Here is a 24,085-nt window from a genome sequence, read left to right on the forward strand (position 1 = left end):
CTCCAGCAAGGTAAGGGACAGCACATGCGCGACCTGGTCGAGCACAGCATCAAGGTGATCAACGCCGAGCAGGCGCCGAGCGGCGCCTACCCCGCCTGTTCGAACTTCCCCGTGTACGGCTACGCGTGGCTGCGCGACGGCGCGTTCGTCGCCGAAGGTCTGCGGGCGCACGGCATCGCCGACGGGCCCCGGGCCTTCCACGAGTGGACGGCCCGGGTCATCGGCGAGCGCGCGGGGCGGATCGAGGCGGTCGTCGCGGCGCTGGCCGCCGGTGAGGAGGTCGACCACGCGCGGTTCCTGCCCACCCGCTACACCCTCGACGGCCAGGACGGGTCGGAGTCCTGGTGGGACTTCCAGCTCGACGGCTACGGCACCTGGCTGTGGACGCTGGAGCGGCACCTCGCCGGAACCCCCGACCGCGCGTTCGCGGAGGCGGTCGCCCTCACGGTGCGCTACCTCTGCGCCGCGTGGCGGCTGCCCTGCTACGACTGGTGGGAGGAGCACGCCGAGCAGGTGCACGTCGCCACGCTCGCGTCGGTCGAGGCCGGGCTGCGCGCGGCGACACGCACCGGGTTGCTCGGCGACGGCGACGCCGGCGCGGCACTGTCCGCCGCCGACGAGATCGCCGCGGTCATCGCCGGACAGGGCAGCGTCGACGGGCGGCTGCGCAAGTGGCTCGGCTCCGACGCCGTCGACGGCAGCCTCCTGGCCGCCGTCGCGCCGCTGCGGGTCGTCGACGACGCCACGGCGGCGCGCACGGTCGCCGCCGTGGAGCGCGACCTGCTCGACGACGGCGGCGTGCACCGGTTCCGGGCCGACGTGTTCTACGGCGGCGGGCGGTGGCCGGTCCTGGCCGGGCTGCTCGGGCAGGCGTACCTCCGGCTCGGCCGCCCCGGCGACGCCCGCCGCCAGCTCGCCTGGATCGCCGGCACCGCCGCGGCCAACGGCGACCTGCCCGAGCAGGTCAGCGACCGGCTGCTGCACCCCGAGCACCGCCAGGAGTGGCTCGAGCGGTGGGGCCCGGTCGCGACCCCGCTGCTGTGGTCGCACGGCGCGTTGCTGTCCCTCGCCGCCGAACTGGAGGTCACCCTGTGATCCGGCACCGGCCCTTCGGCTCCGGCCACGTCTACCAGCCGTCCATCGACCAGCGCCGGCCGGTGCGGCCCCTCGCGGGCGAGCCGGTGAACCTCGGCGTCGCCGCCGCCGCGTCCGTCACCTCAGTGCGCTGCGAGTGGGACGGCGGCGGGTTCGACCTGCACCGTGAGGGCGCGCCGACGGGGCCGACGGCCGGGGCCGAGGGGCACCTCGCCACGGCCGCGGCCGGGCGGCAGGGCCGCAGCGTCCGCTGGGCCGCCGACAGCCCGCCGCTGCCCGCCGGCCGGCCGGTCCGGTACCGGTTCGTCGCCACCGACGGCACCCGCACCCGCCGCACCCGGTGGTACGAGGTGAGCGGCGCCGCCTGGTCGCCGGCCGGGGGCACGCTCACCACCCACGGCACGAGCCGCCTCGTGCCGGACAGCACCTCGTGGCTTGTCGGCCCCGACGGGGTCCACAAGGTGCGGTTCGCGCTGCGGCTGACCGCCGGCGAGCACCTGGTCGGGTTCGGGGAGCGCTTCGACCGGCTCGACCAGCGCGGGCACACGCTCGACGCGACGGTCTTCGAGCAGTACAAGGGCCAGGGCGCCGCCGGGCGCACCTACCTGCCGATGCCGTTCGCGCACGTCCTCGGCGGTTCCGGGTGGGCGTTCCACGTCGACACCGCCGAGCGGACCTGGTTCGACGCGGGCGCGGACCTGTGGGTCGAGGCCGACGTGGTGGGCGGGCACCTGGACGTCCGCTTCTACGACGGCACCCCCGGCGAGATCCTGCACCGGTGGCTCGGCGAGGTCGGCCGGCCGCAGCCGCTGCCCGACTGGGTGTTCCGGCTGTGGGCCAGCGGCAACGAGTGGAACACCCAGGAGCGGGTGAGCACCGAGATGGCGCTGCACCGCAAGCACGACATCCCGGTCGGGGTCGTGGTCGTCGAGGCGTGGAGCGACGAGTCGACGTTCGTGGCGTTCCGCGACGCGCGGTACGAGGTCCACGACGACGGCCGCCCGCACCGCCTGGCCGACTTCACCTTCCCGCCGGACGGCGCCTGGCCCGACCCGAAGGGCATGGTCGACGACCTGCACGCCGACGGCGTCAAGGTCGTGCTGTGGCAGATTCCGCTGCACAAGATGCGCCCCCACCCGACCGGCCAGGCCGCCGCCGACGCCGCCACCATGGTGGCCCGCGGCTACGGGGTGCGCGAGGGCGACGGCCGGCCGTACCGCAACCGCGGCTGGTGGTTCCCGGCCGCGCTCATGCCGGACCTCACCAGCGCCGAGGCCCGCGACTGGTGGCTGGCGAAGCGCCGGTATCTCGTCGAGGACGTCGGCATCGACGGGTTCAAGACCGACGGCGGCGAACACGCGTGGGGCCACGACCTGCGCTACGCCGACGGCTCGATCGGCGCCACCGGCAACAACCGCTTCCCGGTGCACTACGCCGCGGCGTACGGCGACCTGCTGCGCTCCTGCGGCAAGGCGCCGGTCACGTTCAGCCGGGCGGGCTTCACCGGCTCGCAGGCGCACGGCGTGTTCTGGGCCGGCGACGAGGACTCCACGTGGGAGGCCATGCGGTCCTCGCTGCGGGCCGGCCTCACCGCGGCGGCGTGCGGGATCGTCTACTGGGGCTGGGACCTGGCCGGCTTCTCCGGGCCGGTCCCCTCCGCCGAGCTGTACCTGCGGGCCACGGCGATGTCGGCGTTCCTGCCGATCATGCAGTACCACTCGGAGTACAACCACCACCGCAGCCCGTCGCGCGACCGCACCCCGTGGAACATCGCCGCGCAGACCGGCGACCCCGCGGTGCTGCCGGTGTTCCGCCGGTACGCCCACCTGCGCGAGCGGCTGGTGCCGTACCTCGCCTCGTCGGCGGCCCGGGCGGTCGAGACCGGCTGGCCGATGCTGCGGTCGGTGTGCCTGGTCGCGCCGGACGACCCCGGCGCCTGGCAGCACCAGTACGACTACCTGCTCGGCGACGACCTGCTCATCGCGCCGGTGGTCGCGGAGGGCGCCACCGCCCGGTCGGCCTACCTGCCGCACGGGCGCTGGCTGGACCTGCGCACGCACGAGGTGCTGGACGGCGGCCGCGTGGTGGAGGTCCCGGCCCCGCTCGGCGAGATCCCGGTCTGGTGCCGCCTGGAGTCCGCGGATCGCCACCGCGACCTGTTCACCGCGGGCTGACCGAGCGCATCCGCCGCTTAACGGGCGGGGATCTCGGCGGGCTCGCGGGGTTCGATGCGCTGCAGGGCGCGGACCGCGGGGATGAGCAGCAGGGCCACGCAGCCCAGCGCGCTCACGCCCGCCGAGAAGCCCAGCACCGCCTCCGCGCTCAGCAGGCCCGCCACCGGGCCCGCCAGCGCCTGGCCGATGGGCAGGCTGCCGTCGGAGCCGAACACCTCGTACGACGTGATGCGGTTCAGCATCGCGGGCGGGATATGGGTCTGCACGCTCGTCTGCCACATCACCGACCAGAACGACCACGCGGCGCCGTTCACCGACGCGGCGGCCAGGAGCAGGGCCAGTGGGGCGTGCACGGCGATCGCGAGCGGGAGCAGGCCGTAGCCGAACATGGCGACTGCGCCCGCGGCTAGCGGGTGCCGCGGGCGCAGGCGCAGGGCGATCAGGCCGCCGATGATGGCGCCGGCCGCGAGGCCCGACTCGGTCCAGCCGTACGCGGCGGCGCCGAGACGGCCACTGATGAGCACGGAGCCGAGCGGGATGAGCGGGCCGAAGAGCAGCACGCCGTAGACGACCCAGACCAGGATCACGCTCCAGATCCAGGTGCGGGAGCGGAACTCGTGCCAGCCGGCGGCGAGGTCGCGCAGCGGGGACGAGGACGTCTCCGGGCGCGGCAGGCCGCCGAGGCGCAGGGCCGCCAGGCACGCCGCGCTCACGGCGAACGTGGCGGCGTCGGTGGCGTACAGCGGCCCGGCCCCGAGGAACCCGAAGACGATGCCGGCGGTGGCCGGGCCGAGCAGCTGGGCGATCGACTGGGAGACTTTGATGGTCGCGTTGGCACGGTGCAGGTCGGTCGCGACGAGGGGCACCATGCCGTTGACGCCGGGCTGGAAGGCGGCCGACGAGGCGCCGTGCACCGCGGAGCACACGAGCAGCAGCCACAGCGCCGGCGTACCGGCGAAGAATGACGCCGCCACGGTGCCTTGCGCGACGAACCGGACGATGTCGGCGCCGAGCATGAGCGGGCGCGCACCGATCCGGTCCGCGAACACGCCGCCGAAGAGGATGCTCGCCAGGAACGGGATCGAGAACGCGGCCAGTACCAGCCCCACGCCCGTCGCCCCGTAGAGGTGCCCGACGGCCAGGGCGGAGGCGACGATGAGCATCGCGTCGCCGAAGACCGACACGGTGCGGGCGACGAAGTAGCGCGTGAAGTTCCCCGTCCAGAGCACGCCAGATCCCATCATGATCGAGACCACGGCGCCACCCAAATGAGCTGTTTCCGTCGGCCCTGAACGTGAGCGGACTCGCCGGCCTGCGTGTCTTGGGCTTCGCACCGGCCGGCCGAGTGACGCGGCCGCGCCCTACAACTTGCCGATGATTGGCGTTGCCAGCGTCTGGAGTCGTTCCTGGGTCAACGGTACGGCCGGTGTGCCGGATGACCCGCTCAGGCGGACGCTGTACAGCGTGCCGCTCGACCGCTTCGCCGCACTCAGCACTCCGTCTGTGCCGTCAACGGAGTACTCGACCTGGTTGCTCAATGCCATGAGCAGGAGCGGATCGGCGGGTCCGACCGTCCCTTGGTGGACACCGAGGTCAAGCCGCAGCCGCATTGCCGGATCGGACTGCATCAGGCAGCTGTACGTCGTGACGCTGCCGGTCTGCACCCGCGGCTGTTCCACGAGTGCCGGGGCCGGCGAGCCGAACAACGCGGCGAGACCATGTTCGTCGACATACCCGCAGGCCGAGTGCACCGCAGCGGGCTTCGACGACGAAGGCGCATTGTCGTCCACGTGGAGGTTGGCGTAGCACGCAATGCCGAGAACGCACGGCACCAGCACGATGAGAAGTTTCTGCCACCAGGGTCGTGCCGCGTTGCGTGCGCGGCGCGCCGCAAGCCGTTCCGAGAACAGCTCCTTGTCGAACACATTGCCCCCGTACTGCACGATGAGCCCCGGCCAGGTCGACATCACTATGCAGACGACACTTCACGTCGTCAACGAGGGACATCCCGGCAGCGGCGGCCGTGATATGAACTGCACCGTGGCTGAACCGGAGATCGTCGAAAACGGCGACAACAACGACGAGCCGCTTCCGGGTGGCGGGCGGCCCTTTCCCATCTTGCTCGTCGCCGGTGCCGTCGCGTTCGTGGTGCTCGCGTTCGCCGCGGTCTACATCGGCATCCAGGTGCACTCCGGCCATCAGGCGGAGGCTGAGCGGGCGGCCGAGGACGCTGCGCCGCGGTCGCCTGCCCCGAGCCGGTCGTCCTGTCTGGACCTGCACGACTACGGGTGTGACCCGGCTCGGCGGCTGCCGGTCACGCTCAACCAGCTGATGGAGGCGCAGCGATTCAGCGCGAGCCTCGAGTGGGTCAACACCTCGGGCACGCACACGCTCAACCTGCCGACGCTCACCGACCGGCCCGGCACCGCCGCCGGGCGGCTCACCGTCGAGCATGCCCACCAGGTCGTGTACTCGGTCCGGTGCGAGGCCAACTCGACCGGGACGACCCCACTGACCCCCGTCGAAATCGGCTACCTGAAGCTGTGTGGCAATGCCGCCCTCCCCGGCGACGACCCGGCGTTCGGCGGCGCGGTCCAGTGGCTGGCGAACAATATCCATGTCGCCCCGAACGGGCTGGTCGCGCGGTACAAGTGCAGCGGGGTCGCGTTCTCGCTGAAGATCAGCTCATTGCAGTCCGAGCTCGACATCACCGTCCCGGACGATCGCAAGGACTGCGGCGCGGCCTGAGTGTTCCGGCCGGTGGTGCTCGTCGACGCGTACACCGGCGCCACCCGTTACGGAAGTGGCCCGCGCCGCTGCGGCGCCGCGCACCGCGTGACCGGAGAGTCGGTGCGGGGATGACGGCAGGGCGACCGGTGCGGTGCCATCCCGCTGGCCGCCCCGACCTCTGCGGCTCTGGCGGCAGGAGAACCCCACAGGACCTGCCGGCCGGGACGATGACCGATCCCCCCTTCGTGGCGGAGCGCTGGGCAGCGGGGATCTGGTCGGGCAGCGGGTACCGCTCGGTCAGCCGTCCGGTCTCGATGTCGAACCCCACGAGAAACCGGCTCTCCGGGGCTGCGGTCGAGCCCGGCGTGGCCGTGTCGCGGGTACCCGGGAACAGCGTGTGGTCGTCCGGGCCCAGCATCGGCGTTCCGAGTTCGGTCAGGACCGCTTCCATGGGACGCAGCCCCAGGTCCGGGCTGGGTATGTCGCGAATGACCTGTCCGGTCGTGCCGTCGGCCAGGCTCAACCCGGAAAAGGAATATTCGTCTTGGTTGTGGGTCTATTCGGCCGGCGGCGGTTCGTCGGTCCAGCCGCTGCTGACCGTGAGGGTGTAGCCGCGTAGCTTCCCCGCCGCGGTCAGTTGCTCGATGCTCAGCACGTCACCGCTGTCCTGGTTGAAGATGACGCGCAAGGTTGTCACACCGTCTTCGTATCTGACCGGGAGGGCTACTGCCGCGCCGGTCCGGCCGCGCTGGTCGGCGGCGGCGGGGAGCAGCTGGACCGTGTCGAGTTCTGCCAGCATTTGATAGGCGGCCGAGCGCACCTGTGCGGTGACGGGCATCTGCGCGATCAGCTGCAAGGCGTCATCGATCAGACGGTCCTGATTGGTCATCAAGGGGTCCGGGTCGGCGTTGTACCGTTCGGTGAGCCATGCTCGTAGCCTGGCGGCGTCCGTGGGAAGGGTTGCCATCGTCTCGGCCGACACGACCTGTCCGCCGAGAACAAAGGCCCTTGCCCAGTTCGTGGGGCCGCTGCCGGTCTTGACTACGATGCTGCCACCGACAGTTCTTGGCCCTGCCGCTGCGGTTACCGTGGTGGCATCCGGGTTCTTGCCATTGCCGGGTATGGTCCACGATGTCGGCGAACCGTCGGCGCGCCAAGCCGCCTCGCTGCCAGGACCGAACGGTGCAGCGCCGAGATGCTGCCCCACCCCCCATGGGTGGTCCTGGGCGGATCGCGGTTCCCAATCCTCTGCGTAACGCCGGCCGAGGACGTCGTACCCCTTGGCGGAGAAGACGTATCCGGTCTCCGTCTTGGTGACGAAGTAGCGACCGGTCGACTTTGTCTTCAGGGCGTTGGTGGCCGCAACGAGCAGCAGTTCGCGTGGCGTGGAGGCCTCGGAGTGTCGCTGCTCGGGTGATGCCGGCGTTGTCGGCTGCCCGCCGACCAGCACTAGCGCGATAGCTGCCGCCACAATCGGGACAGCACCTGCCAACCCCCACCCGAGCACCAGCCGCCCCGGGCTGCTCGTGCGGTGGCCTCGAGGCTGGGCCACGATCGTTTCCCAGTCGAGCCTGGAATCCACATCGTCAAGCCGCGGCGGCCGGGCTCGTTGCAGGTGCTGCATTGCTTCCTTTCCGGTTGTCATCAGTGCTCCGTTCGGATGAGGGCTTTGGACTGCTCCACCGCGGACATTGCGTTGGCCAGGCGATTCCTGGCGCGGTGCAGCTTGACCAGCAGGGTGGCGACGGAGCAGCCGATGACCCGTGCCGCCTGCGCGTTGGACAGCCCGTGCCACCCGACAAGCGTCAACAGCTCCCTGTCAAACTCACTGAGCCGGGCCAACGCCTCCAGCACGGCCCACCGCTGGGCGACGCTGTCAGCGATGTCATCGACGTCCTCGATCCAGGCACGCATCTCCACTGCCAGTGATGCCTGCCGAGCCTCCCGCTCGTAGCGTTTACGCAGCAGGTTGCGTGCTACACCGATCAGCCACGGCAACTCGTCCGCCGGGATCTTCTCGATGCTGCGCCACGCCACGACGAACGTCTCGCTCACCACATCGTCAGCGAACTGCCGGCCAGCGTGGCTGACCACGTACGAGTACACGCGGCGACGGTGCGCCTGGAAGATGCCGACCAGCCGCGCCTGTAGATCTCGCTCCGTTGCCACCACGGTTCATCGGACCGATGCGGCAGCGAAGAATCTCGATTCCAGGCCGATGGGGGCAATGTCTCGGCTGGCCGCGCTGAACAGGGAATTTGATCGGGCCAGAACACTCTGCGTGCCACTCAAGGCACAACGTGCAGGCAACGCTCCTCCTCCGAATCACAGGTCACTTCACCCGGTAATCCCTTGGAACTCGCGTTTATTACACCCGCCTGCCACAAATCCGCCACCCGCGTTGGAGACGGCTGGTCGTCGCAGATCTCCGACGTGCGGGTCCAGCCACGAAGACCGGCGCCCGCGGTCGCCATGTCCGCGCTCGCGCATGTGTACCAGAAAATTTGCGAAAGCCGAGTCCACCAGCACACCCGATCGGAAGCCGGCCGTCACCTTGCATAATGTCGGTGTTCGACGAACTCGGCCGTGCCGGGGAGTACGAACGGCGGCCTACCTGCGGTGCCTCGAACCGCGTGACCGGAGAGTCGGTGCTGGGATGACGGCAGGGCGACCGATGCCCACACAGGACGACGTGCTCGGGTACTTCGACACGCTGTCGAACTGGGGACGGTGGGGCGACGACGACGAGCTCGGGACGCTGAACCACATCACCGACGCCGTCCGGCTGGCGGCGGCGCGGGCCGTGCGCCACGGCAGGAGCGTGTCGTGCGCATGGGAGGTTGCCGTACCGGACGAGATGGAGCGGTCGACGACGACGTGCCCGTGCGCCGCCGACATGCCGGGTGCCGAGCATATGCCGGCCGGATTCCGCAACGACCGGCGCTGGGGCTTTTCGTCCGAGCGGGTTGGCATCACGTTCCACGGCAACACCATCACCCACCTCGACTCGCCGTGCCACATCTTCTGGGACGGCGCGACGTACAACGGGCGGTCACACTCGCTGGTCGATGCCGCAACGGGATCGGCGTGGGCGGCCGTCACGGCGGCGGCGAACGGGATCGTCACGCGTGGCGTCCTGCTGGACGTTGCGAGGGTGCGCGATGTGCCGTGGTTGGAGCCGGGGCAGGGTGTGTTTCCCGAAGATCTCGAGGAGGCTGAGCGTCGCCAGGGTGTGCGGGTGCGATCCGGCGATGCGGTACTGCTGCGGACCGGCTGTGGCCGTGTGCGGCACGAGGGCGGTGCGGCCGGCGGTTTCACGCAGGCCGGCTGGCACGCGTCCTGCCTGCCGTGGCTGCATGAACGGCAGGTCGCGCTGATCGGCGCGGACACCCCCCAGGACGTTCAGCCGTCGGGGTACGAAGACGTGTTGATGCCGGTTCATGCCGTGAGTCTCGTCGCGATGGGTCTGTGGCTGCTCGACAACTGCGACCTAGAGGCGTGCGCGACGGCGGCTGCCGAGCTCGGCCAGTGGGACTTCCAACTCGCGGTCGCCCCGGTCCGCTTCGCCGGCACGTCCGGCAGCCCGGTCAACCCGATCGCCACATTCTGATCGATAATAGTCGATCTTTGTCAAGGCCATGAATCTCGGCATCGTCGGGCAGGCGGTCGGCCTGTTCGCCGTCACCAACATCGACGACGTGGTCGTCCTCGCCCTGTTCTTCGCCCAGGGCGCTGGCCGCCGCCACGCTGCCCGCAACATCACTGTCGGACAGTACGTCGGCTTCGCCGCGATCGTCGCCGTCGCCGTGACGGCCGCGTTCGGCGCCACCTTCCTGCCGGAGCGGGTCGTGCCGTATCTCGGTCTGCTGCCCCTCGCGATCGGTGTCCGAGCCGCTGTGCGGGTTTGGCGGCACCGCGGCCGCGGCGGGCAGGAGGAGGACGAACGGACCGGACCCGGCGGCCCGCGCCTCCTGGAGGTCGCCGCCGTCACCTTCGCCAACGGCGGCGACAACATCGGCGTCTACGTCCCGGTCTTCGCGACCGCGGGCATCGTCGGCATGAGCTCCTACGTCGTCGTCTTCCTCGCTCTGCTCGCCCTGTGGATCGCCGCCGGCCGGTACTTCGCCACCCGCCCCGTCGTCGCCCGGGCGCTGAGCCGATGGGGACACCTCCTGCTCCCGATGGTCCTCATCGGCATCGGCGTGGTCATTCTCGTCGACGGCGGTGCCTTCGGCCTGTGAACGGCCGGAGCCGTTGCCCGGGGCGCCGGCCGATCAGGTGGTCCGGCGAAGGATCCACCACGCTTGGACGGCGCCCGCCCGCCGGCGGTTGCTCAGTTCGCCGGTTCGATCCAGATGTTGCGATAGCGGACCGGGTTGCCGTGGTCCTGCAGCCGGATCGGGCCGGCCGCGGGTCCCTCGGGATCGCCGAGCGTGGTCGGCCCGTCGATGGCGACGTTGTTCTGCACGGTCACGCCGTTCCACACCACCGTCACGCGGGCGTTCTCGGTCTTGGTGGCGCCGGTGAAGCGGGCGGCCCGGAACGTGATCTCGTAGGTCTGCCACGTCTGCGGTGCGGTGGCCGCGTTGCTGTCCGGGGCCTTCTTCGAGTAGATGGCGCCCGCCTCGTCGTTGGCGAGCGTGGTGTCGCCGAAGGAGTCCAGCACCTGGATCTCGTACCGGCTCTGCAGGTACACGCCACTGTTGGCGCGGGCCTGGCCGGTCACGTCCGGCGGGTACAGCGGCAGCCAGAACTCGACGTGCAGCTTGAAGTCGCCGAAGTTCTGCCGCGTGTAGATGTCGCCGTTGCGCACCTCCATCGCCCCGCCGGTGAGCAGCCACGTCGCGTCGCTGCCGTTGGCGTGGCGCCACGCGGCCAGGCTGGTGCCGTCGAAGAGCGTGAGCCGGTTCGGCTGGCCGGCCGCCGCGTAGGCCTCGAGCTCGTAGATCCGGGCCGCGTTGTCGGTCGTGCCGGTCGGCCGCGTGACGTTGAGCCGCACGTACCGGGCCGCCGTCGCGGCGATGTCGTGCGTCGTGACGGCGGCGGTGTTGCCGGTGACGGTGACCGGGGTCGTCCAGGTGGTGCCGTTCGTGCTCAGCTGGATGGTGAAGTCCCGCGTGTTCATGCTGGCGGCCTCGCCGCCGGCCTGCGCGTGCTTGACCACGAGGCGGCCGATGGTGCTGGTCGTGCCGAGGTCGACCTGGAGCCACTTGGTGGCGCCCTGCGAGCACCACTTGTCGCTGTTGCCGCCGGAGACGCTGCCGTTGACGGCCTTTGCCGCCGTCTCGTTGGCGTTGCACGAGCTGTCGGCGGTGGCCGGCTTGTTCAGGGCCAGGTTCACGGCGGGTGTGGTCGGGGTGGTGACCGTGATCGAGTCCAGGTTGACCCATCCGGTGTCGCCCTGGTCGTAGCGGTACATGATGGTGTTGGTGCCGGCGTTGAGGTTGAGCGAGTCGCTACGGCTCGCCCAGGTCTCCCAGGTGCCGGTGCTGGCCAGGCTGATCTGCCTGATCTTCGCGCCGTTGACGTAGATGCTGATCGTCTTGGTCATGCTGGACGGGTACGGGCCGTTGGAGTACCGCAGGGTCACGTCGTAGGCGCCCGCCGCGGTCGCCGCAACGCTGAACGTGGTGCTGGCACCGACCGCGCCGTACCCGGCGACGAACCCGGTGCCGGTGTAGCAGCAGTGGTCGGTGTTCACGACGGCGCCGCCGCTCAACACGGATGACTCCGCCTCATAGGTGGTGGTGGCCGCTCGGGCCGTGCCCGCGGGCAACAACCACAGGGATGCGGCGAGGCCGGCGACGAGCGCGGGGACGACAGAAAAGGTGGACACGAGCGGTCGGCGCAGTGTCACAATCACTCCTGCTGTAGCGGGCATGACGTGGTGCGCCGAACACCTCATCCGACTTTTGCCACCACCGTAGACGCAGTCGCGCGGTGGTGTCCATCCGTAGGCATGAATGTTCGATACTTCTGTTCAGCCGAGCAGAAGTCGACTGCGGTTGGTGAGACAAGCGCCGGCAAACCCACGCCGAGGACGGCCTGGGTTTCGCCGCGGCCCCGTGGGTAGTTCGAAGAGATGACGACAACTGATCAGGAGAAAGGCGCGGTGATCGTCACCGGCGCGAGCCGGGGTATCGGCGCCGCGATCGCCCAGAAGCTGGCCGATGACGGGTACGGCGTGGTCGTCAACTATGCCGCGGACGAGGCCGGCGCCGAATCGGTGGTGTCCGCCATCCGTGGGCGCGGCGGCCGGGCCATCGCCGTAGGCGCGGACGTGGCGGCACCGGATGCCGTCGCGGCCATGTTCGAACGCGCCCAGCGCGAGCTGGGGCCGTTGGCCGCGCTGGTCAACAACGCCGGCATGGTCGGCGAGCAGGCGCGCATCGATGAGCAGGACGCGGCCAAGCTGGCTCGGCTGATGCAGGTCAACGTCGTGGGCCCGATGGTGTGCGCCGGGCACGCCGTACGAGCGATGTCGACCGCGCACGGCGGGACCGGCGGCTCCATTGTCAACATCGCCTCGGTCGCCGCCCGGGCGGTCCCCGGCGTAGAAGGGGTCGTGCCGTACGAGGCCACGAAGGGCGCCGTGGTGACGTTCAGTCGTGGCCTGTCGAACGAGGTCGCCCCCGAAGGGATCCGTGTCAACAGCGTCTCGCCGGGTGCTGTCGACACGGAAATGGCGGCGGAAACCGAAGGTTCGAGTCAGTTCGCCACGAGCAGCCCGCTCGGTCGCGTGGGCCGGCCCGACGAGATCGCCGATGCCGTGTCGTGGCTGGTCTCGCCGGCCGCGTCGTACGTCACCGGCAGCGATATCACCGTGTCCGGCGGAGTATGACCTGGCATGGTCCTTCGAGGGGGGACGGTAGTGGCTAAGCGATGGAGGACCGTCAACGCAACTCCCGACCGTGTCTTTGCGGTACTGGCTGACGGCTGGACATACGCCAGCTGGGTGGTCGGTGCCTCGCATATCCGTGATGTCGACGACGGCTGGCCGGCTGTCGGCGCTCGGCTGTTCCACCAGGTCGGACCATGGCCGCTGCACATCAGCGATGTGACCTGGGTGCACGCGGTCACCCCTGGGCGGATGCTCGAACTGCACGCCCGCGCATGGCCGCTGGGGGAGGCGAAGGTCAGGCTGGACCTCGAGCCGGTGGAGGCGGCGGCCACCCGAGTGACATTGTCGTACGAACTCATTGCCGGCATCGGCCGGTTTGTGCCGCGGATCATCCAGTCGGCCCTGCTGGGACCTCGCAGCACGGAGATGCTCAGCCGGTTGGCCGACATCGCCGTGCGGCGACGGGTAGCCGTCCTGCACTGACGTTCACGGTGTGGTCACGCGCAGCTGACGCAGGTGCGAGCGAACGGGCGGATGGCGAGGCGATCGGCCGGGATCGGGCGGCCGCAGCGCTCGCAGATGCCGTAGACGCCGGAGTCGAGCCGAGCCAGCGCCTCGTCCAGGTCGGCCAGCCGGCGGCGGGCCGCGGCGAGCACGGCGGTGAGCTGTGCGCGTTCGTAGGCGATCGTGCTTCCCTCAGGGTCGTGCTCGTCGTCGGCGTTGGAGTCCTGGCTCGCCTCGAACACGGCGCGCAGGTCGGCCTCGAGGGTGTTCACCTCCCCGGCGACGGCTGAACGCAACTGCTCCAGCCCGGCACGAGTAGCGTCGTCGGCCACACCCCCTACGGTACTTCCCCGTCGCCGGGATAGCGGGCCGAGGTCACAGCCTGCTGATGGGGACGGCCGCGGCGATAGCCGTCATGCCGGCATCATTCGGATGCAGACGGTCGGGCGAGGCGTAGATCGGGTTCATCGCCGCCGGGTCAGCCGGGTCCGCGAGCGTCCGGTCGAGGTCGATGACGGCGTCGTACTCGCCGCTCGTCCGCATCCACTCGTTGAAGTCCGCGCGCCGGCGCTGGTTGGCTTCGGTGTCGTAGTAGGCGTTGCCCTTGAAGGGGGTCAGGGTCGCGCCGATGATGCGTACTCCACGCGCATGGGCGGCCCGGATCAGCGCCCGATGGCCAGTGATGAGATCGGCCGCGCTCACGTCGGGCGGGCTGCCGCATCCGAAGTCGGGACCGTTGGCCGAGCCGATGTCGTTGATGCCGAGCAGGACGATCACGGCGCGCACCCCCGGTTGGTCGAGAGCGTCGCGACGGAAGCGGGCGACGCCGGCTTCGCCGAAACAGGGGGAGCTGGTGAGCAGCAGGTTGCCGTCGATGCCGCTGTTCGCGACGCCCAGCGGTCGCCCTGCGGCGACGAGTCGTTCGGCGAGCTCGTCGGGGTAGCGATTGTCGGCGTTCGGTGTGGAGTCGTACCCGTCGGTGATGGAGTCGCCGAACGTCACCACGGTGCCGGAACTGCGTCCGTCGCCGCCCGTCACATCGACGCCGGTGAGGTAGAAGTAGGACGGGCTGGTCTCGCCGGTGAACGCGCCGGCGCTGCGGCTGGACCGATGGTCGCCGGTGGCCCGGTACGTGGTGGTCAGCCCGGTGGAGTGGAACGTCGCCGGCCCGGTCTGTTCGGCGAAGTACAACGTCACGGTGAGTCGTTCCAATGCCGTGGTGCGCAGCCGCACGGGGTCGGAGGTGGCCGTGGCCGCGGGCGGGATCGTGGTCGAGGCGTGCCGGGCGAACTGCAGCGACTGGATGCTCCCCTCGTGAATCGCCGCACCGGTGCCGGATTTTCCGATGCTTGCGCCCGTGAGCCGGAGCGGCTTCGCGCCGTAGGCGTTCGACAGCCGGATGCGCAGCCACTGTCCACCGGTGCTGACCCGCACGACCTGCCGGATCGACTGGTTGTGGAAGCCGGCCGTGGACCAGCTCGGTGGTGCCCACTCGCTGGGCAGCGCCGGCGGCTGCACGGCGGCGGCCCAGCCGGCCGACCAACCGGCCGTGAACGCGGTCGCGGCCGCCGGGGTGGACGGCGCCAGTACGGCCAGCGCGACGACGACGAGCAGCAGCGCGCGAATCGGGCCGGCGTCGGCGCGGCGGTGACGGACCATCGGGGGAGTGGTCGGCATTCGTAGCTCCATTCGGCCGGGGCTGTTGTGATGAGCACCCTGCCGCGAGCCGTTTACGGTTTCCTTACGCAGTGCACCGTGCGCAAGAATGTGGATCGTCATGAACGGGGGAGCCATGGCAGGAGCTCAGCTTGCGTCGCACCGCCCGACCCGGGCCGGTTGACATGCGGTTCGGGGTGCTGGGACCGGTGGCGGTCTGGACCGACGACGGCCGGGCGGTCGCGGTGCCGGGCCTCAAGGTCCGTGCGCTGCTCGCCGCGTTGCTGGTGGACGCCGGCCGGCCGGTGACTGCCGATCGGCTCATCGAGGACCTCTGGGGCGACCGCGCCCCGGGCAACGCGCCCGCCGCCCTGTCGGCGAAGGTCTCGCAGCTGCGACGGGCACTGGAGGACGCCGAGCCGGGCGCCCGGCGGCTGGTCGTGTCGCCGCCGCCCGGATACGTGCTGGACATCGCCGGCGGCGCGTTGGACGTGCACCGGTTCGCGGAACTGACCGCGGCGGCGCGGGGGACGCGGCCGCCGGCGCAGCGCGCCGCGCTGCTGTCCGACGCGCTGGCGCTGTGGCGGGGTGCCGCCTTCGCCGACTTCCGCGACGAGGAGTTCACGCGGGCGGTGACCGCACGGCTCGAGGAGCAACGGATCGTCGCGAGGGAGGACCTCGCCGAGGCTCGGCTCGCCATCGGGCAGCACGATGCGGTCGCCGGTGAGCTGGCCGAGCTGGTGGCCGAACAGCCGCTGCGGGAACGTCCGCGGGCGCTGCTCATGCTTGCCCTGTATCGCGCCGGCCGGCAGGCAGAGGCGCTGGACGGTTACGCGCGACTGCGCGCGCACCTGCGTGACGAGCTGGGCCTGGAGCCGGGCACGGAGATCGCCGGGCTGCACCAGGCGATCCTGCGGCAGGATCCGGCACTGTCCGCGTCGGCCGGGCCGGTCCGGTCCGGCGGTCACCGGCCGGTGACGAACCTGCCGGCCGCGGTGACCGGCCTCATCGGCCGCGACGGCGACGTTGCCGCGCTGCGAGCGATGGTTGGTCAGCACCGCCTGGTGTCGCTCACCGGCTCCGGCGGCGTCGGCAAGACGCGCCTCGCCATCGAGGTCGCCCGCGGCCTGGACGTGGACTGCCCCGACGGTGTGTGGCTGGCCGAGTTCGCGGCCCATGACCCGACGGACCCGCCGGCGGTGCTCGCCGCCACGGTGCTCGGCGTCCTGGACGTCCACGACGGTCCCGGCCCCGGCGGCGCTCGACAGGATCCGGTTGAGCGGCTCACCAGCGTGCTGCGCGGGCGGCGGCTGCTGCTGGTGCTGGACAACTGCGAGCACCTCGTCGACCAGGTCGCCGATCTCGCCGGACGGCTGTTGGGCACGGTCCCCGGGGTGCGGCTGCTGACGACGAGCCGCGAGCCGTTGGGCCTGCCGGGCGAGGCGGTGTGGCCGGTACCGCCATTGGACGTCCCGGCGAGCGGCGATCCCGAGGCGGTGGCGCGGACGGGGGCCGGACAGCTGTTCGTGGCCCGGGCCGCCGCCGCAGCGCACGGCTTCGCCCTCACGCCCGCGAACGCGGCCGATGTCGCGCTGTTGTGCCGGCGTCTCGACGGCATCCCGCTCGCGCTGGAACTCGCCGCGACCAGAGTACGGGCGCTCGGCGTGCAGGGCTTGGTCGCCGGCCTCGACGATCGGTTCCGGCTGCTGGCCACCGGACATCGGGGGGCCCCGCCTCGCCAGCAGACGCTGCTGGCGATGATCGACTGGAGCTGGCAGCTGCTCACCGAGCCGGAGCGGCTCGTGCTGCGCCGGCTCGCCGTCCATGCCGACGGCTGCACCCGCGAGGCCGCGACCGTCGTGTGCGCCGACGGCGAGCTGTCGGGCGCGGCGGTCCTGGACGTGCTCGGCCGTCTGGTCGACCGGTCGCTGGTCGCCGTGGCGGAGGCCGCCGACGGCACCCCGCGCTATCGGCTGCTCGAGTCCGTCGCCGCGTTCGGGGCGCAGCGTCTGGCCGAGGCCGGCGAAGTCGCGACGATCGGGCGGCGAGCCGTCCGCTACTACACCGAGCTCGCCGAGGCGGCCGCACCACAGCTGTTCGGACCGGCCCAGCGTGCGTGGCTGCGCCGGCTCGACGCCGAGGCCGCAAATCTGCGCACCGCCCTCGACCGCGCCGACGGTGAGCTCCCGCTCCGGCTGGCCAATGCCCTGGCCTGGTACTGGTTCCTGCGCGGCCGGCTGAGCGAGGCGCACCGAGCCCTGGGCGCCGCGCTGGCGCGCTCCGACGCAACCGAACCGGCGCGGCGGGCCACCGCAGCGGCCTGGCTGACCGGCATGTCGTTCCTGCTCGGCGACATCGCGGACTGGCCCGACCGGCACGCGGCCGCCCTGCGCGCCCTGGACGAGGTCGACGACACCCGCGCCCGCGCTCGGGCGCTGTGGTTCCTGGCGTACGCCGAGATGGACCTGGGCGACGTGCCCGCCGCCGGTGCCCTGGTCGAGCGGGTGCTGGCGGACTGCCAGCAGGTCGGCGACCAGTGGGGCGTCGCGGCGGCGCTGAGCCTGCGGGCCAAGCACGCCCACATCACCGGCGACCTCGACGCCCTCGCCACTGATGCCGGGCGCAGCGTGGCACTGTTTCGCCGGCTGGGCGATCGGTGGGGCCTGCTGCACGCCTCGGAGTGGCTGGCGGCGCACGCCGAGCTGAGCGGCGACGAGCACCGCGCCACGCAGCTGCATGAGGACGGCTTGCGCATGGCCGAGGATCTCGGGCTGTGGCCCGAGGTGGCCGGGCGGTTGTCCTGGCTGGGATGGGGGGCGCTGCAACGCGGCGACTATGCGGCGGCCCGTGAGCTGAGCGCCCGGGCGCTGCGGCTGTCGCAGGAACAGGGTTCACCGCTCAACGCGATCTTCGCCGAGATGGTGCTGGCGTTCGCCGCCCGCCGCGGCGGCGACCTCGAGGCCGCCGAGGCGCACCTGCACAGCCTGCTCGCCGCGGCCGCGGACCGCGACGGCGAGGCCGGCCAGCCGCTGCACGTGCCGAGCGTCCTCGTCGAGTGCGGGTACCTCGCCGAGCAGCGTGGCGACGCGGACACGGCCCGGCGCAACCACGCTGAGTCGTATGCCGTCGCCCAGCGGCTCGGCGCGACCCGCGACGCCGTGCATGCGCTGGCCGGGCTGGCCGGTGCCGCGGCGCTGGACGGCGGGCGGGCCGGCGCCGGCCGGGCCGCGCGCATCCTCGGCGCGGTTGCCGCCGCCCGCGACCGGCTCGGCATGACGGTCAGTGTGGCTGAGCGCTACGATCTGGACCGCACCGCCGCGAAGGCCCGGTCGGTGCTCGGCGACGCCGGCTACGACGCCATGGTGGCGCAGGGGCGCCGGTCGAGCGTCCAGGACGCCTTCAGATCACTGTCTTCGCCACCGTCTCGGCGATCCGGTTGAACGTGCCGTAGTCGCCGGCGCTGACCCGGTTCTTGCACACCGCGACCGTGAGCCCGGTGGCGGTGTCGGCGTACGCCGCCGTGCCGCCGCTGCCGGCCATCCCGAACAACGTCGGGCTGTCCAGCGGGCCGGGAAACCCGAGGCTGTACCCGAGGCTGCGGGTGCTGGGGAAGCCGACGACTTCGTCGACGCCGCTGACGGCCGGGGCCGTCATGTCGCGCAGCCGGCCGGGGCTGACGAGCCGGACGCCGCCGGTGCCGTCCATGAGCGCGGCGTAGACCCGGGCGAGGGCGCGCGCGGACGTCACCCCGCCGGCGGGGATGTCGGCGGCCAGCACGTCGGCCCGGTTGCAGTACGCGGCGGTGGGCATCGCGTGCGGTGGGGCGGCGGTCCAGCCCTCGACGATCCGGAAGAACGGGACCTGCTCCGCCAGCGCGGCAAACCCCTCCGGGGTCAGCGCCGCGGCCTCGTCGGCCTCCTCCATCCGGGCCACCCGTGGCTGCTCGGCCGCCGGTACTGCGAAATACAGCTCGCCGACCAGCCCCAGCGGGCCGGCGATGTGCTCGTGCAGCAGTTCGGACATGCTCAGACCGGTGGCCCGGCGGGCGACCTCACCGAGGACGTATCCGAACGTCTGCGGGTGGTACCCCTGCTTCGTGCCCGGCTCCCACCAGGGCTTGGCACCGGCGATCGCGGCGCACATGCGCTCCCAGTCGCACAGGTCCTCGGGCGTGGTTTCCACGGGGACACCGGGGACGCCGAGGGTGTGGGTCAGCGCGTGCCGGACCGTGGCGCGGTCCTTGCCGTGGGCGCCGAACTCGGGCCACAGCTCGGCGATCCGCGTGTCGTAGCCGAGCTCGCCGCGCTCGGCGAGGACATGGATGACGGCGGCGGTGATTCCCTTGGCGGTCGACGTGACGTGAAACGGGGTACCGGGCGTGACGGCCCGGCCGGTGACCGGGTCGGCCACGCCGGCGACGGCGTCGACGACCGGCTCGCCGCGGTGGTAGACGGCGACCTGCAGCCCCCGTTCGGCGCCGGTCTCGACCAGTTCGTCGACAACGGACTGTACCTGTCGCTGCAACGCTGACATGACGGTGTGCTCCCGGTGGGTGTGGTGATGCGCTGGTCGACCGCGCGCCTGACGTGGCCCACGCTGCCGAAAGCCGTTTACGGTTTCCTTACGCCAGGCTCGCGGTGGCCGCACACGGCAACGCCGTCCACGGATGCCGTAAAGATTCGGTAAGGCGCCGGGTGCACGGTAACCGGGCGGACACCGCATGCCCGCCCGGACCAGGAGCGCACGCACAGAACGGAGGCCGAGCCATGACGGTTGACATCGACGCCTACCTCAATGCCAACTTCGAGCCGCACCACCGCGAGATCTTCGAGTCGCTGCGCGAGCTCATGCGCCGCCACGCCCCCCACGCCCAGCTTGTGATCAGTCGCGGCTCGCCGGCCTGGACCGGCCGTGGCCTGCTGGCCATCGTCAGCCGCAGCAAGACGCACCTCACGTTGGCCTTCGGCCGGGGCGCGGCGTTCACCGACGGCCACGGCCTGCTGGAGGGCACAGGCAAGACCACTCGGCACATCAAGATCAAGCGTGTCGAAGGCATCGACCAGGAGGCCGTTGCCGACTACATCCGCCAAGCGGTCATGCTGGACGGTCGCTGATGCGCGTGCCGGCTTTGTCCCCTGCGACGCTGCAGTCTGCTCGGCTCACCAGCACTCGTCCGTCAGGAAAGTGGACACGGCTCTCGGGGTGGACTATTTCCGGCGTCCGTGCGGGTTCCCGGCGTCCTCCGCCGCCGCAAGGTGAAGCTTCATCGCTTCAGCCGCTGCATGAGCGTTGCGCTCCGAGATGGCCGCAAGGATCGCGTCGTGCTCGTCGGCCGCCTGGGCCGCGCGGCCCGGAACGGCCGTCGCGGCGATGGCCTGCTCCTGCAGTACCGTGCGCAGTTCCGAGACCAGCCGGGGGAACAGCGGGTTGGCGGTCGCCGTGGCGATGGCGACGTGGAAGTCGGCGTCGATGCCGACCCGCACGGAGGGGTTCTCCTCTGCACGGAACTTTTCGAGCAGCGCGGTCATCGCCTTGAGGTCGGCCCGGGAGCGGCGCTCCGCCGCGAGGGCGGCCAACGGCACCTCCAGCGTCCTGCGCACCTCGTGCAGGTCGCGGGGAAGGTACTTGCCGGTCAGCAGCTGGGACGGCGCGAACTGCGCGTCGACGAAGGTGCCCTTGCCGGCATACGACCGGGTGAGACCAAGCGCGTTCACACTGTGGAGCGCTTCACGGATCACCGAACGGCTGACCGCAAACGACTTGGCCAGCTCGGCCTCGGAGGGCAGCCGCTGGCCCACCGCGAACTCACCCGACTCGATCAACTCGACGAGTTGCGATCGCACGTGTTCCGCGGCTGTTCGTTGCGCGACGGGGACCACCTTCACGGCTGCCAGGTTAACAGGCTGCCGGGCAGCTGAGCGGTCAGGAGGACGCATTGAGGCCCACTGGCCCTGACCAGGTCGACTCGCACGGACTCCCTGAGGTGTATATCAGGGAGCGGGCCGACAGATCCATCACTATCCCCGCAATGGTGCAGGTGCGGTCGGCAGGGGGCCGGGTCGCGTCCGGGTGCTGGCACACGCTGTCCGGTGCGTCCGCGTGGTCGGCGAGCGCCTCCTGCAGGCTCTCGACCGTGTGCGTGCGCTGTTGCCGCATGCGCGCCGTCAGGTGGTGCAGCCGGTTGCGCGTGTGCGTCTTGCGCTCGAGGTAGCGGTCCACCCCGGTGAGACCGTCGACCAGGAAGTGGTTGGCGTGCGTGACGGCGCCGTCGACGGGCATGATCGCGCCACAGTCACCATCGCCCGGTCGCGTCTCCAGGTCTACACAGAACCCGCCCGCGTCGGCGATGAGATAGTTCGCGGAATTGGCTCGGGATGTCGACCTGATCCGCTGTACGGCTTGAGCACCGCTGTCGCTGTCGAGAACCGACCGCAGCAGCACGTGGTACGGAACGCCGATGCGGCCCTCGTCCCCGTCCGAGATGAGGGTGTTGGTGCACAGGCCGACACCGCTGGAGTTGATCCCGACCTTCGCCAGCATTCCGGCCTCGACCACGGTGATGAAGTCCGGGCCGTCGTCACGACGCACCTGCAGCACGATCGCGGTTTCCCGGGCCCCCTCGATCCAGTCCCAGTTCTGACCCATCAGCGTGCTGCCGGTAGCCGTGCGTTCGGGTGTCAGCGCGAACGACGTGCACTCGCTGGCGGCGACGGCCCTGGCACGTCCCGGAGCTGCGAACATGATCTCGCTGCGGGTGTTCAGGGCCAGGATGTCGGCCACCTCGACGCCGGCCCCGAGGGCGATCGCCCGGATCTCACGCGCGGACGCCGGTGAGAAGTCCTCGATGGGACCGGCGAACCGGAGTCCGTGTCGTCGCACGGTCGGCCAGTCCCACGACGCGTAGTGCATGAACACGTCGGCATAGGTCCGCAAGGCGAGCTCTATCCGAGTCCTCGCGGCGAGCCCGTACCGGTATCCCCGCTCGTCCGGGTCGCCCGTGACGGTCACGATGTCGTACCCGGAGGCGACTGTCCGCGCCATTCCCACCTCCACTGTAGCCCTACGATCAGCCTGCCTAGCAGGCTATCAGGTTGCATGACAGGTTGTCCTTGTCGGCAGCGCCACCATTGCTACACTCCTGTCTGGCTGTCAGACAGGAGTTGCTTGGTGCAGGTAGATCTTCCCCTCGATCGGCTCGTGCAGTACGAGTACCCGTACGCGGAGCCGGACGACTTCGACTCCTTCTGGAGCCGGACACTCGACGAACAACGTGTCCACGCCCTCGATCCGCGTTTCGACCCGGTGGACGCACTGGTGCGGACCGTTGACGTGTACGACGTCACCTTCGGCGGGTACGCCGGGGACGAGGTACGCGGCTGGCTGCTCCTGCCGCACGAACGAACCGGCCCGCTGCCGCTCGTGGTGGAGTACCTGGGGTACGGCAGCGGACGCGGCCACCCGGTCGAGTCCCTCGCCTATGCCAGTGCCGGGTTCGCCCACGCCATCATGGACTCCCGCGGACAGGGCAGTGCTCAGCGCGCCGGCCACACCGCCGACCCGCACGGGGCGGGGCCCTCCGTACCGGGGTTCATGACCCGGGACATCCTCGACCCCGAGCGCTACTACTACCGCCGCCTGTTCACCGACGCCTACCGGTTCGTCGACGCCGTGGCAACCCACGAGGCCGTGGCGCCGGACCGGATCGCGGTGACGGGACGCAGCCAGGGCGGCGCCTTGGCGCTCGTGGCAGCCGGCCTACGTGACGATGTCCGGCTGGCGATGCCGCATGTGCCGTTCCTGTCGGCCTTCCGGCGCGCACTGCAGGTGACGGACCACAGTCCCCACGGGGAGATCGTCAAATGGCTGGCCGCCCACCGCGATTCTGTGGAACGTGCTTTCCAGACGCTTGCGTACTTCGACGCCGTATCCTTCGCGCGCCGAGCCACCTGCCACGGCCGGTTCTGCGTCGCCCTGCACGACGTCGTGAGCCCACCCTCCACCGTCTTCGCTGCCTACAATGCCTATTCCGGGCCCAAAGAGATGACCGTGTGGCAGTTCAACGGCCACGAGGCGGGCGGCCCCGACGACATTTTGCGAACCATTCGAGCCGTCCGAGAGCTGGTGCAATGACCATCGTCGACTTTCATCACCACGCACCACTGGCGTCCTATGTCAGCCGGTTGACCGCGCTGGGAATCCAAGCGCAGCCCGGCGCCCCATTTCCGGTGTGGGAACCTGCGGACTCAGTCCGGGTGATGGACCGGTTAGGCATCGACCTGGCCGTGCTGTCCGTGGCTTCACCCGGGTTCTACTTCGGCGATCAGGTGTTCACCACCGCCCTGTGCCAAGACACCAATGACGAGCTGACCGAAGTGGTCCGCGACGGCGACGGGCGGTTCGCGGCGGTTGCATGCCTGCCCCTGCCTTCGGTCGATGCCGCGCTCGCCGAGGTCGAGCGGGTGTTCGACCGGCCGGAGTTCGTCGGCGTCGGCCTGCTCACCAGCTATGCCGGGTCATACGTCGGCCACCCCCGATTTGACGGCCTTCTGGAGGCTCTCAACGACCGCGGTGCTCTGGTCCATGTGCATCCGGTGCTGCCCGCGTGGTGGCCGGAGGGCGAGATCCCCATTCGACCCTCGGTACTGGAGTACCTCTTCGACTCGACGCGCCTCATCACGAACCTTCTCCTCACGGACGTGCCGCGGAGATTTCCGCGAATCCGATGGATCTTCTCGCACTGCGGCGGCGCGATGCCCGCCGTCGCTCCACGCATGGTTCTGGCCGAAGGCATGCCGGAGCTCGCGGCCGTCGGTCCGCAGGGTGTCCTGCGCGCTCTGTCGGCTTTCAGGTACGACACAGCCCTGTCCCACACCGCAGCCGACCTCGGCGCACTGCTGTCCTTCATCGACGACACGCGGGTGGTACTCGGCACGGACTTCCCGTTTTCGTCGGCCGACGAGGTGGCCGAGCGTTTCGCCCTCCTGTGTGAGTTTCTCGGCGACACGCACCGTTCCGCCGTGCTCAGCGCGAACGCCCGTGAAGTCCTCGGTGACCGGAGCATCGAACTCGGGGGGTAGGGGTTGGC

At 70.8% G+C, this 24,085-nt stretch carries 20 protein-coding genes and 1 pseudogene; 11 read left to right on the forward strand and 10 right to left on the reverse strand.

Annotated elements, in window-relative coordinates; all coding sequences use genetic code 11:
* Positions 1-24: 24 nt before the first annotated feature.
* Together ACQEVU_RS20540 and ACQEVU_RS20545 are read left to right on the forward strand one after the other, a co-directional pair.
* Positions 25-1,095, forward strand: coding sequence for a glycoside hydrolase family 15 protein (locus ACQEVU_RS20540; RefSeq protein WP_433325835.1), 1,071 nt, complete (start codon positions 25-27; stop codon positions 1,093-1,095).
* A complete protein-coding gene (locus tag ACQEVU_RS20545) occupies positions 1,092-3,269 on the forward strand; it encodes a TIM-barrel domain-containing protein (RefSeq protein WP_433325837.1) in 2,178 nt (725 codons plus the stop codon). The genes ACQEVU_RS20540 and ACQEVU_RS20545 overlap by 4 nt, the downstream gene beginning before the upstream one ends.
* A 17-nt stretch (positions 3,270-3,286) precedes the next feature.
* Here the strand turns inward: ACQEVU_RS20545 and ACQEVU_RS20550 are convergent, their stop codons facing one another.
* Both ACQEVU_RS20550 and ACQEVU_RS20555 read right to left on the reverse strand, forming a co-directional pair.
* Positions 3,287-4,498, reverse strand: a complete 1,212-nt coding sequence (locus ACQEVU_RS20550) for an MFS transporter (protein WP_433325839.1) — start codon at positions 4,496-4,498, stop codon at positions 3,287-3,289.
* A gap of 132 nt (positions 4,499-4,630) precedes the next feature.
* Complete coding sequence (locus tag ACQEVU_RS20555; RefSeq protein WP_433325841.1) at positions 4,631-5,239, reverse strand: hypothetical protein; 609 nt, start codon at positions 5,237-5,239, stop codon at positions 4,631-4,633.
* Positions 5,240-5,309: 70 nt separating this feature from the next.
* Here ACQEVU_RS20555 and ACQEVU_RS20560 point away from each other — a divergent pair, with 70 nt between their 5' ends.
* Complete coding sequence (locus tag ACQEVU_RS20560) at positions 5,310-6,017, forward strand: hypothetical protein (protein WP_433325843.1); 708 nt, start codon at positions 5,310-5,312, stop codon at positions 6,015-6,017.
* Positions 6,018-6,555: 538 nt separating this feature from the next.
* On the opposite strand, the gene ACQEVU_RS20565 is transcribed toward ACQEVU_RS20560, so the two are convergent.
* Positions 6,556-7,644 carry a hypothetical protein gene (locus ACQEVU_RS20565; RefSeq protein ID WP_433325845.1) on the reverse strand — a complete coding sequence of 363 codons (1,089 nt, stop codon included), beginning with the start codon at positions 7,642-7,644 and terminating at the stop codon, positions 6,556-6,558.
* Positions 7,644-8,168 (reverse strand): RNA polymerase sigma factor, encoded by a 525-nt coding sequence (locus ACQEVU_RS20570; protein WP_433325847.1) that lies wholly within the window; start codon positions 8,166-8,168, stop codon positions 7,644-7,646. The genes ACQEVU_RS20565 and ACQEVU_RS20570 overlap by 1 nt, the downstream gene beginning before the upstream one ends.
* 523 nt (positions 8,169-8,691) lie before the next feature.
* Between ACQEVU_RS20570 and ACQEVU_RS20575 the strand changes: the two genes are divergently transcribed.
* Both ACQEVU_RS20575 and ACQEVU_RS20580 read left to right on the forward strand, forming a co-directional pair.
* Positions 8,692-9,609 carry a cyclase family protein gene (locus tag ACQEVU_RS20575; protein WP_433325849.1) on the forward strand — a complete coding sequence of 306 codons (918 nt, stop codon included), beginning with the start codon at positions 8,692-8,694 and terminating at the stop codon, positions 9,607-9,609.
* A 28-nt stretch (positions 9,610-9,637) separates the two neighbouring features.
* Complete coding sequence (locus tag ACQEVU_RS20580) at positions 9,638-10,240, forward strand: cadmium resistance transporter (RefSeq protein WP_433325851.1); 603 nt, start codon at positions 9,638-9,640, stop codon at positions 10,238-10,240.
* Between the two features lie 92 nt (positions 10,241-10,332).
* Here ACQEVU_RS20580 and ACQEVU_RS20585 read toward each other — a convergent pair.
* Positions 10,333-11,745: pseudogene (locus ACQEVU_RS20585) on the reverse strand (family 16 glycoside hydrolase); the annotation flags it as partial.
* A 336-nt stretch (positions 11,746-12,081) separates the two neighbouring features.
* Between ACQEVU_RS20585 and ACQEVU_RS20590 the strand changes: the two are divergent.
* Complete coding sequence (locus ACQEVU_RS20590) at positions 12,082-12,840, forward strand: SDR family oxidoreductase (RefSeq protein WP_433325853.1); 759 nt, start codon at positions 12,082-12,084, stop codon at positions 12,838-12,840.
* A gap of 6 nt (positions 12,841-12,846) precedes the next feature.
* Entirely contained in the window at positions 12,847-13,323 is a 477-nt protein-coding gene (locus ACQEVU_RS20595) for an SRPBCC family protein (RefSeq protein WP_433325855.1), read from the forward strand.
* A gap of 14 nt (positions 13,324-13,337) precedes the next feature.
* Here the strand turns inward: ACQEVU_RS20595 and ACQEVU_RS20600 are convergent, their stop codons facing one another.
* Both ACQEVU_RS20600 and ACQEVU_RS20605 read right to left on the reverse strand, forming a co-directional pair.
* The gene (locus ACQEVU_RS20600) at positions 13,338-13,676 is read right to left on the reverse strand and encodes a TraR/DksA family transcriptional regulator (protein ID WP_433325857.1); all 339 of its coding nucleotides are present in this window, start codon (positions 13,674-13,676) and stop codon (positions 13,338-13,340) included.
* Positions 13,677-13,719: 43 nt separating this feature from the next.
* Positions 13,720-15,021, reverse strand: a complete 1,302-nt coding sequence (locus ACQEVU_RS20605; protein ID WP_433325859.1) for an SGNH/GDSL hydrolase family protein — start codon at positions 15,019-15,021, stop codon at positions 13,720-13,722.
* A 188-nt stretch (positions 15,022-15,209) separates the two neighbouring features.
* Here ACQEVU_RS20605 and ACQEVU_RS20610 point away from each other — a divergent pair, with 188 nt between their 5' ends.
* A complete protein-coding gene (locus ACQEVU_RS20610) occupies positions 15,210-18,440 on the forward strand; it encodes a BTAD domain-containing putative transcriptional regulator (RefSeq protein WP_433325861.1) in 3,231 nt (1,076 codons plus the stop codon).
* On the opposite strand, the gene ACQEVU_RS20615 is transcribed toward ACQEVU_RS20610, so the two are convergent.
* Positions 18,400-19,533 (reverse strand): serine hydrolase domain-containing protein, encoded by a 1,134-nt coding sequence (locus ACQEVU_RS20615; protein ID WP_433325863.1) that lies wholly within the window; start codon positions 19,531-19,533, stop codon positions 18,400-18,402. The genes ACQEVU_RS20610 and ACQEVU_RS20615 overlap by 41 nt on opposite strands.
* A 233-nt stretch (positions 19,534-19,766) precedes the next feature.
* Here ACQEVU_RS20615 and ACQEVU_RS20620 point away from each other — a divergent pair, with 233 nt between their 5' ends.
* On the forward strand, positions 19,767-20,114 hold the full coding sequence (locus tag ACQEVU_RS20620) for a DUF1801 domain-containing protein (protein ID WP_433325865.1): 348 nt from the start codon (positions 19,767-19,769) through the stop codon (positions 20,112-20,114).
* 93 nt (positions 20,115-20,207) lie between these two features.
* Here the strand turns inward: ACQEVU_RS20620 and ACQEVU_RS20625 are convergent, their stop codons facing one another.
* Positions 20,208-20,885, reverse strand: coding sequence for a FadR/GntR family transcriptional regulator (locus ACQEVU_RS20625; RefSeq protein ID WP_433325867.1), 678 nt, complete (start codon positions 20,883-20,885; stop codon positions 20,208-20,210).
* A 37-nt stretch (positions 20,886-20,922) separates the two neighbouring features.
* Positions 20,923-22,041 (reverse strand): C45 family autoproteolytic acyltransferase/hydolase, encoded by a 1,119-nt coding sequence (locus tag ACQEVU_RS20630; protein ID WP_433325869.1) that lies wholly within the window; start codon positions 22,039-22,041, stop codon positions 20,923-20,925.
* 126 nt (positions 22,042-22,167) lie between these two features.
* Between ACQEVU_RS20630 and ACQEVU_RS20635 the strand changes: the two genes are divergently transcribed.
* Positions 22,168-23,130 (forward strand): acetylxylan esterase, encoded by a 963-nt coding sequence (locus tag ACQEVU_RS20635; protein WP_433335009.1) that lies wholly within the window; start codon positions 22,168-22,170, stop codon positions 23,128-23,130.
* A complete protein-coding gene (locus tag ACQEVU_RS20640) occupies positions 23,127-24,077 on the forward strand; it encodes an amidohydrolase family protein (protein ID WP_433325871.1) in 951 nt (316 codons plus the stop codon). The genes ACQEVU_RS20635 and ACQEVU_RS20640 overlap by 4 nt, the downstream gene beginning before the upstream one ends.
* Positions 24,078-24,085: the final 8 nt, after the last annotated feature.

The sequence above is a fragment of the Dactylosporangium sp. CA-139066 genome, from assembly GCF_050936175.1.
Lineage (GTDB): Bacteria > Actinomycetota > Actinomycetes > Mycobacteriales > Micromonosporaceae > Dactylosporangium.

Coding starts and splice junctions, on each gene's coding strand:
- ACQEVU_RS20540 (WP_433325835.1), top strand. CDS start 25: ATGCGCGACCTGGTCGAGCACAGCATCAAGGTGATCAACGCCGAGCAG.
- ACQEVU_RS20565 (WP_433325845.1), bottom strand. CDS start 7,644: ATGACAACCGGAAAGGAAGCAATGCAGCACCTGCAACGAGCCCGGCCG.
- ACQEVU_RS20580 (WP_433325851.1), top strand. CDS start 9,638: ATGAATCTCGGCATCGTCGGGCAGGCGGTCGGCCTGTTCGCCGTCACC.
- ACQEVU_RS20590 (WP_433325853.1), top strand. CDS start 12,082: ATGACGACAACTGATCAGGAGAAAGGCGCGGTGATCGTCACCGGCGCG.
- ACQEVU_RS20595 (WP_433325855.1), top strand. CDS start 12,847: ATGGTCCTTCGAGGGGGGACGGTAGTGGCTAAGCGATGGAGGACCGTC.
- ACQEVU_RS20605 (WP_433325859.1), bottom strand. CDS start 15,021: ATGCCGACCACTCCCCCGATGGTCCGTCACCGCCGCGCCGACGCCGGC.
- ACQEVU_RS20615 (WP_433325863.1), bottom strand. CDS start 19,533: ATGTCAGCGTTGCAGCGACAGGTACAGTCCGTTGTCGACGAACTGGTC.
- ACQEVU_RS20620 (WP_433325865.1), top strand. CDS start 19,767: ATGACGGTTGACATCGACGCCTACCTCAATGCCAACTTCGAGCCGCAC.
- ACQEVU_RS20630 (WP_433325869.1), bottom strand. CDS start 22,041: ATGGCGCGGACAGTCGCCTCCGGGTACGACATCGTGACCGTCACGGGC.
- ACQEVU_RS20640 (WP_433325871.1), top strand. CDS start 23,127: ATGACCATCGTCGACTTTCATCACCACGCACCACTGGCGTCCTATGTC.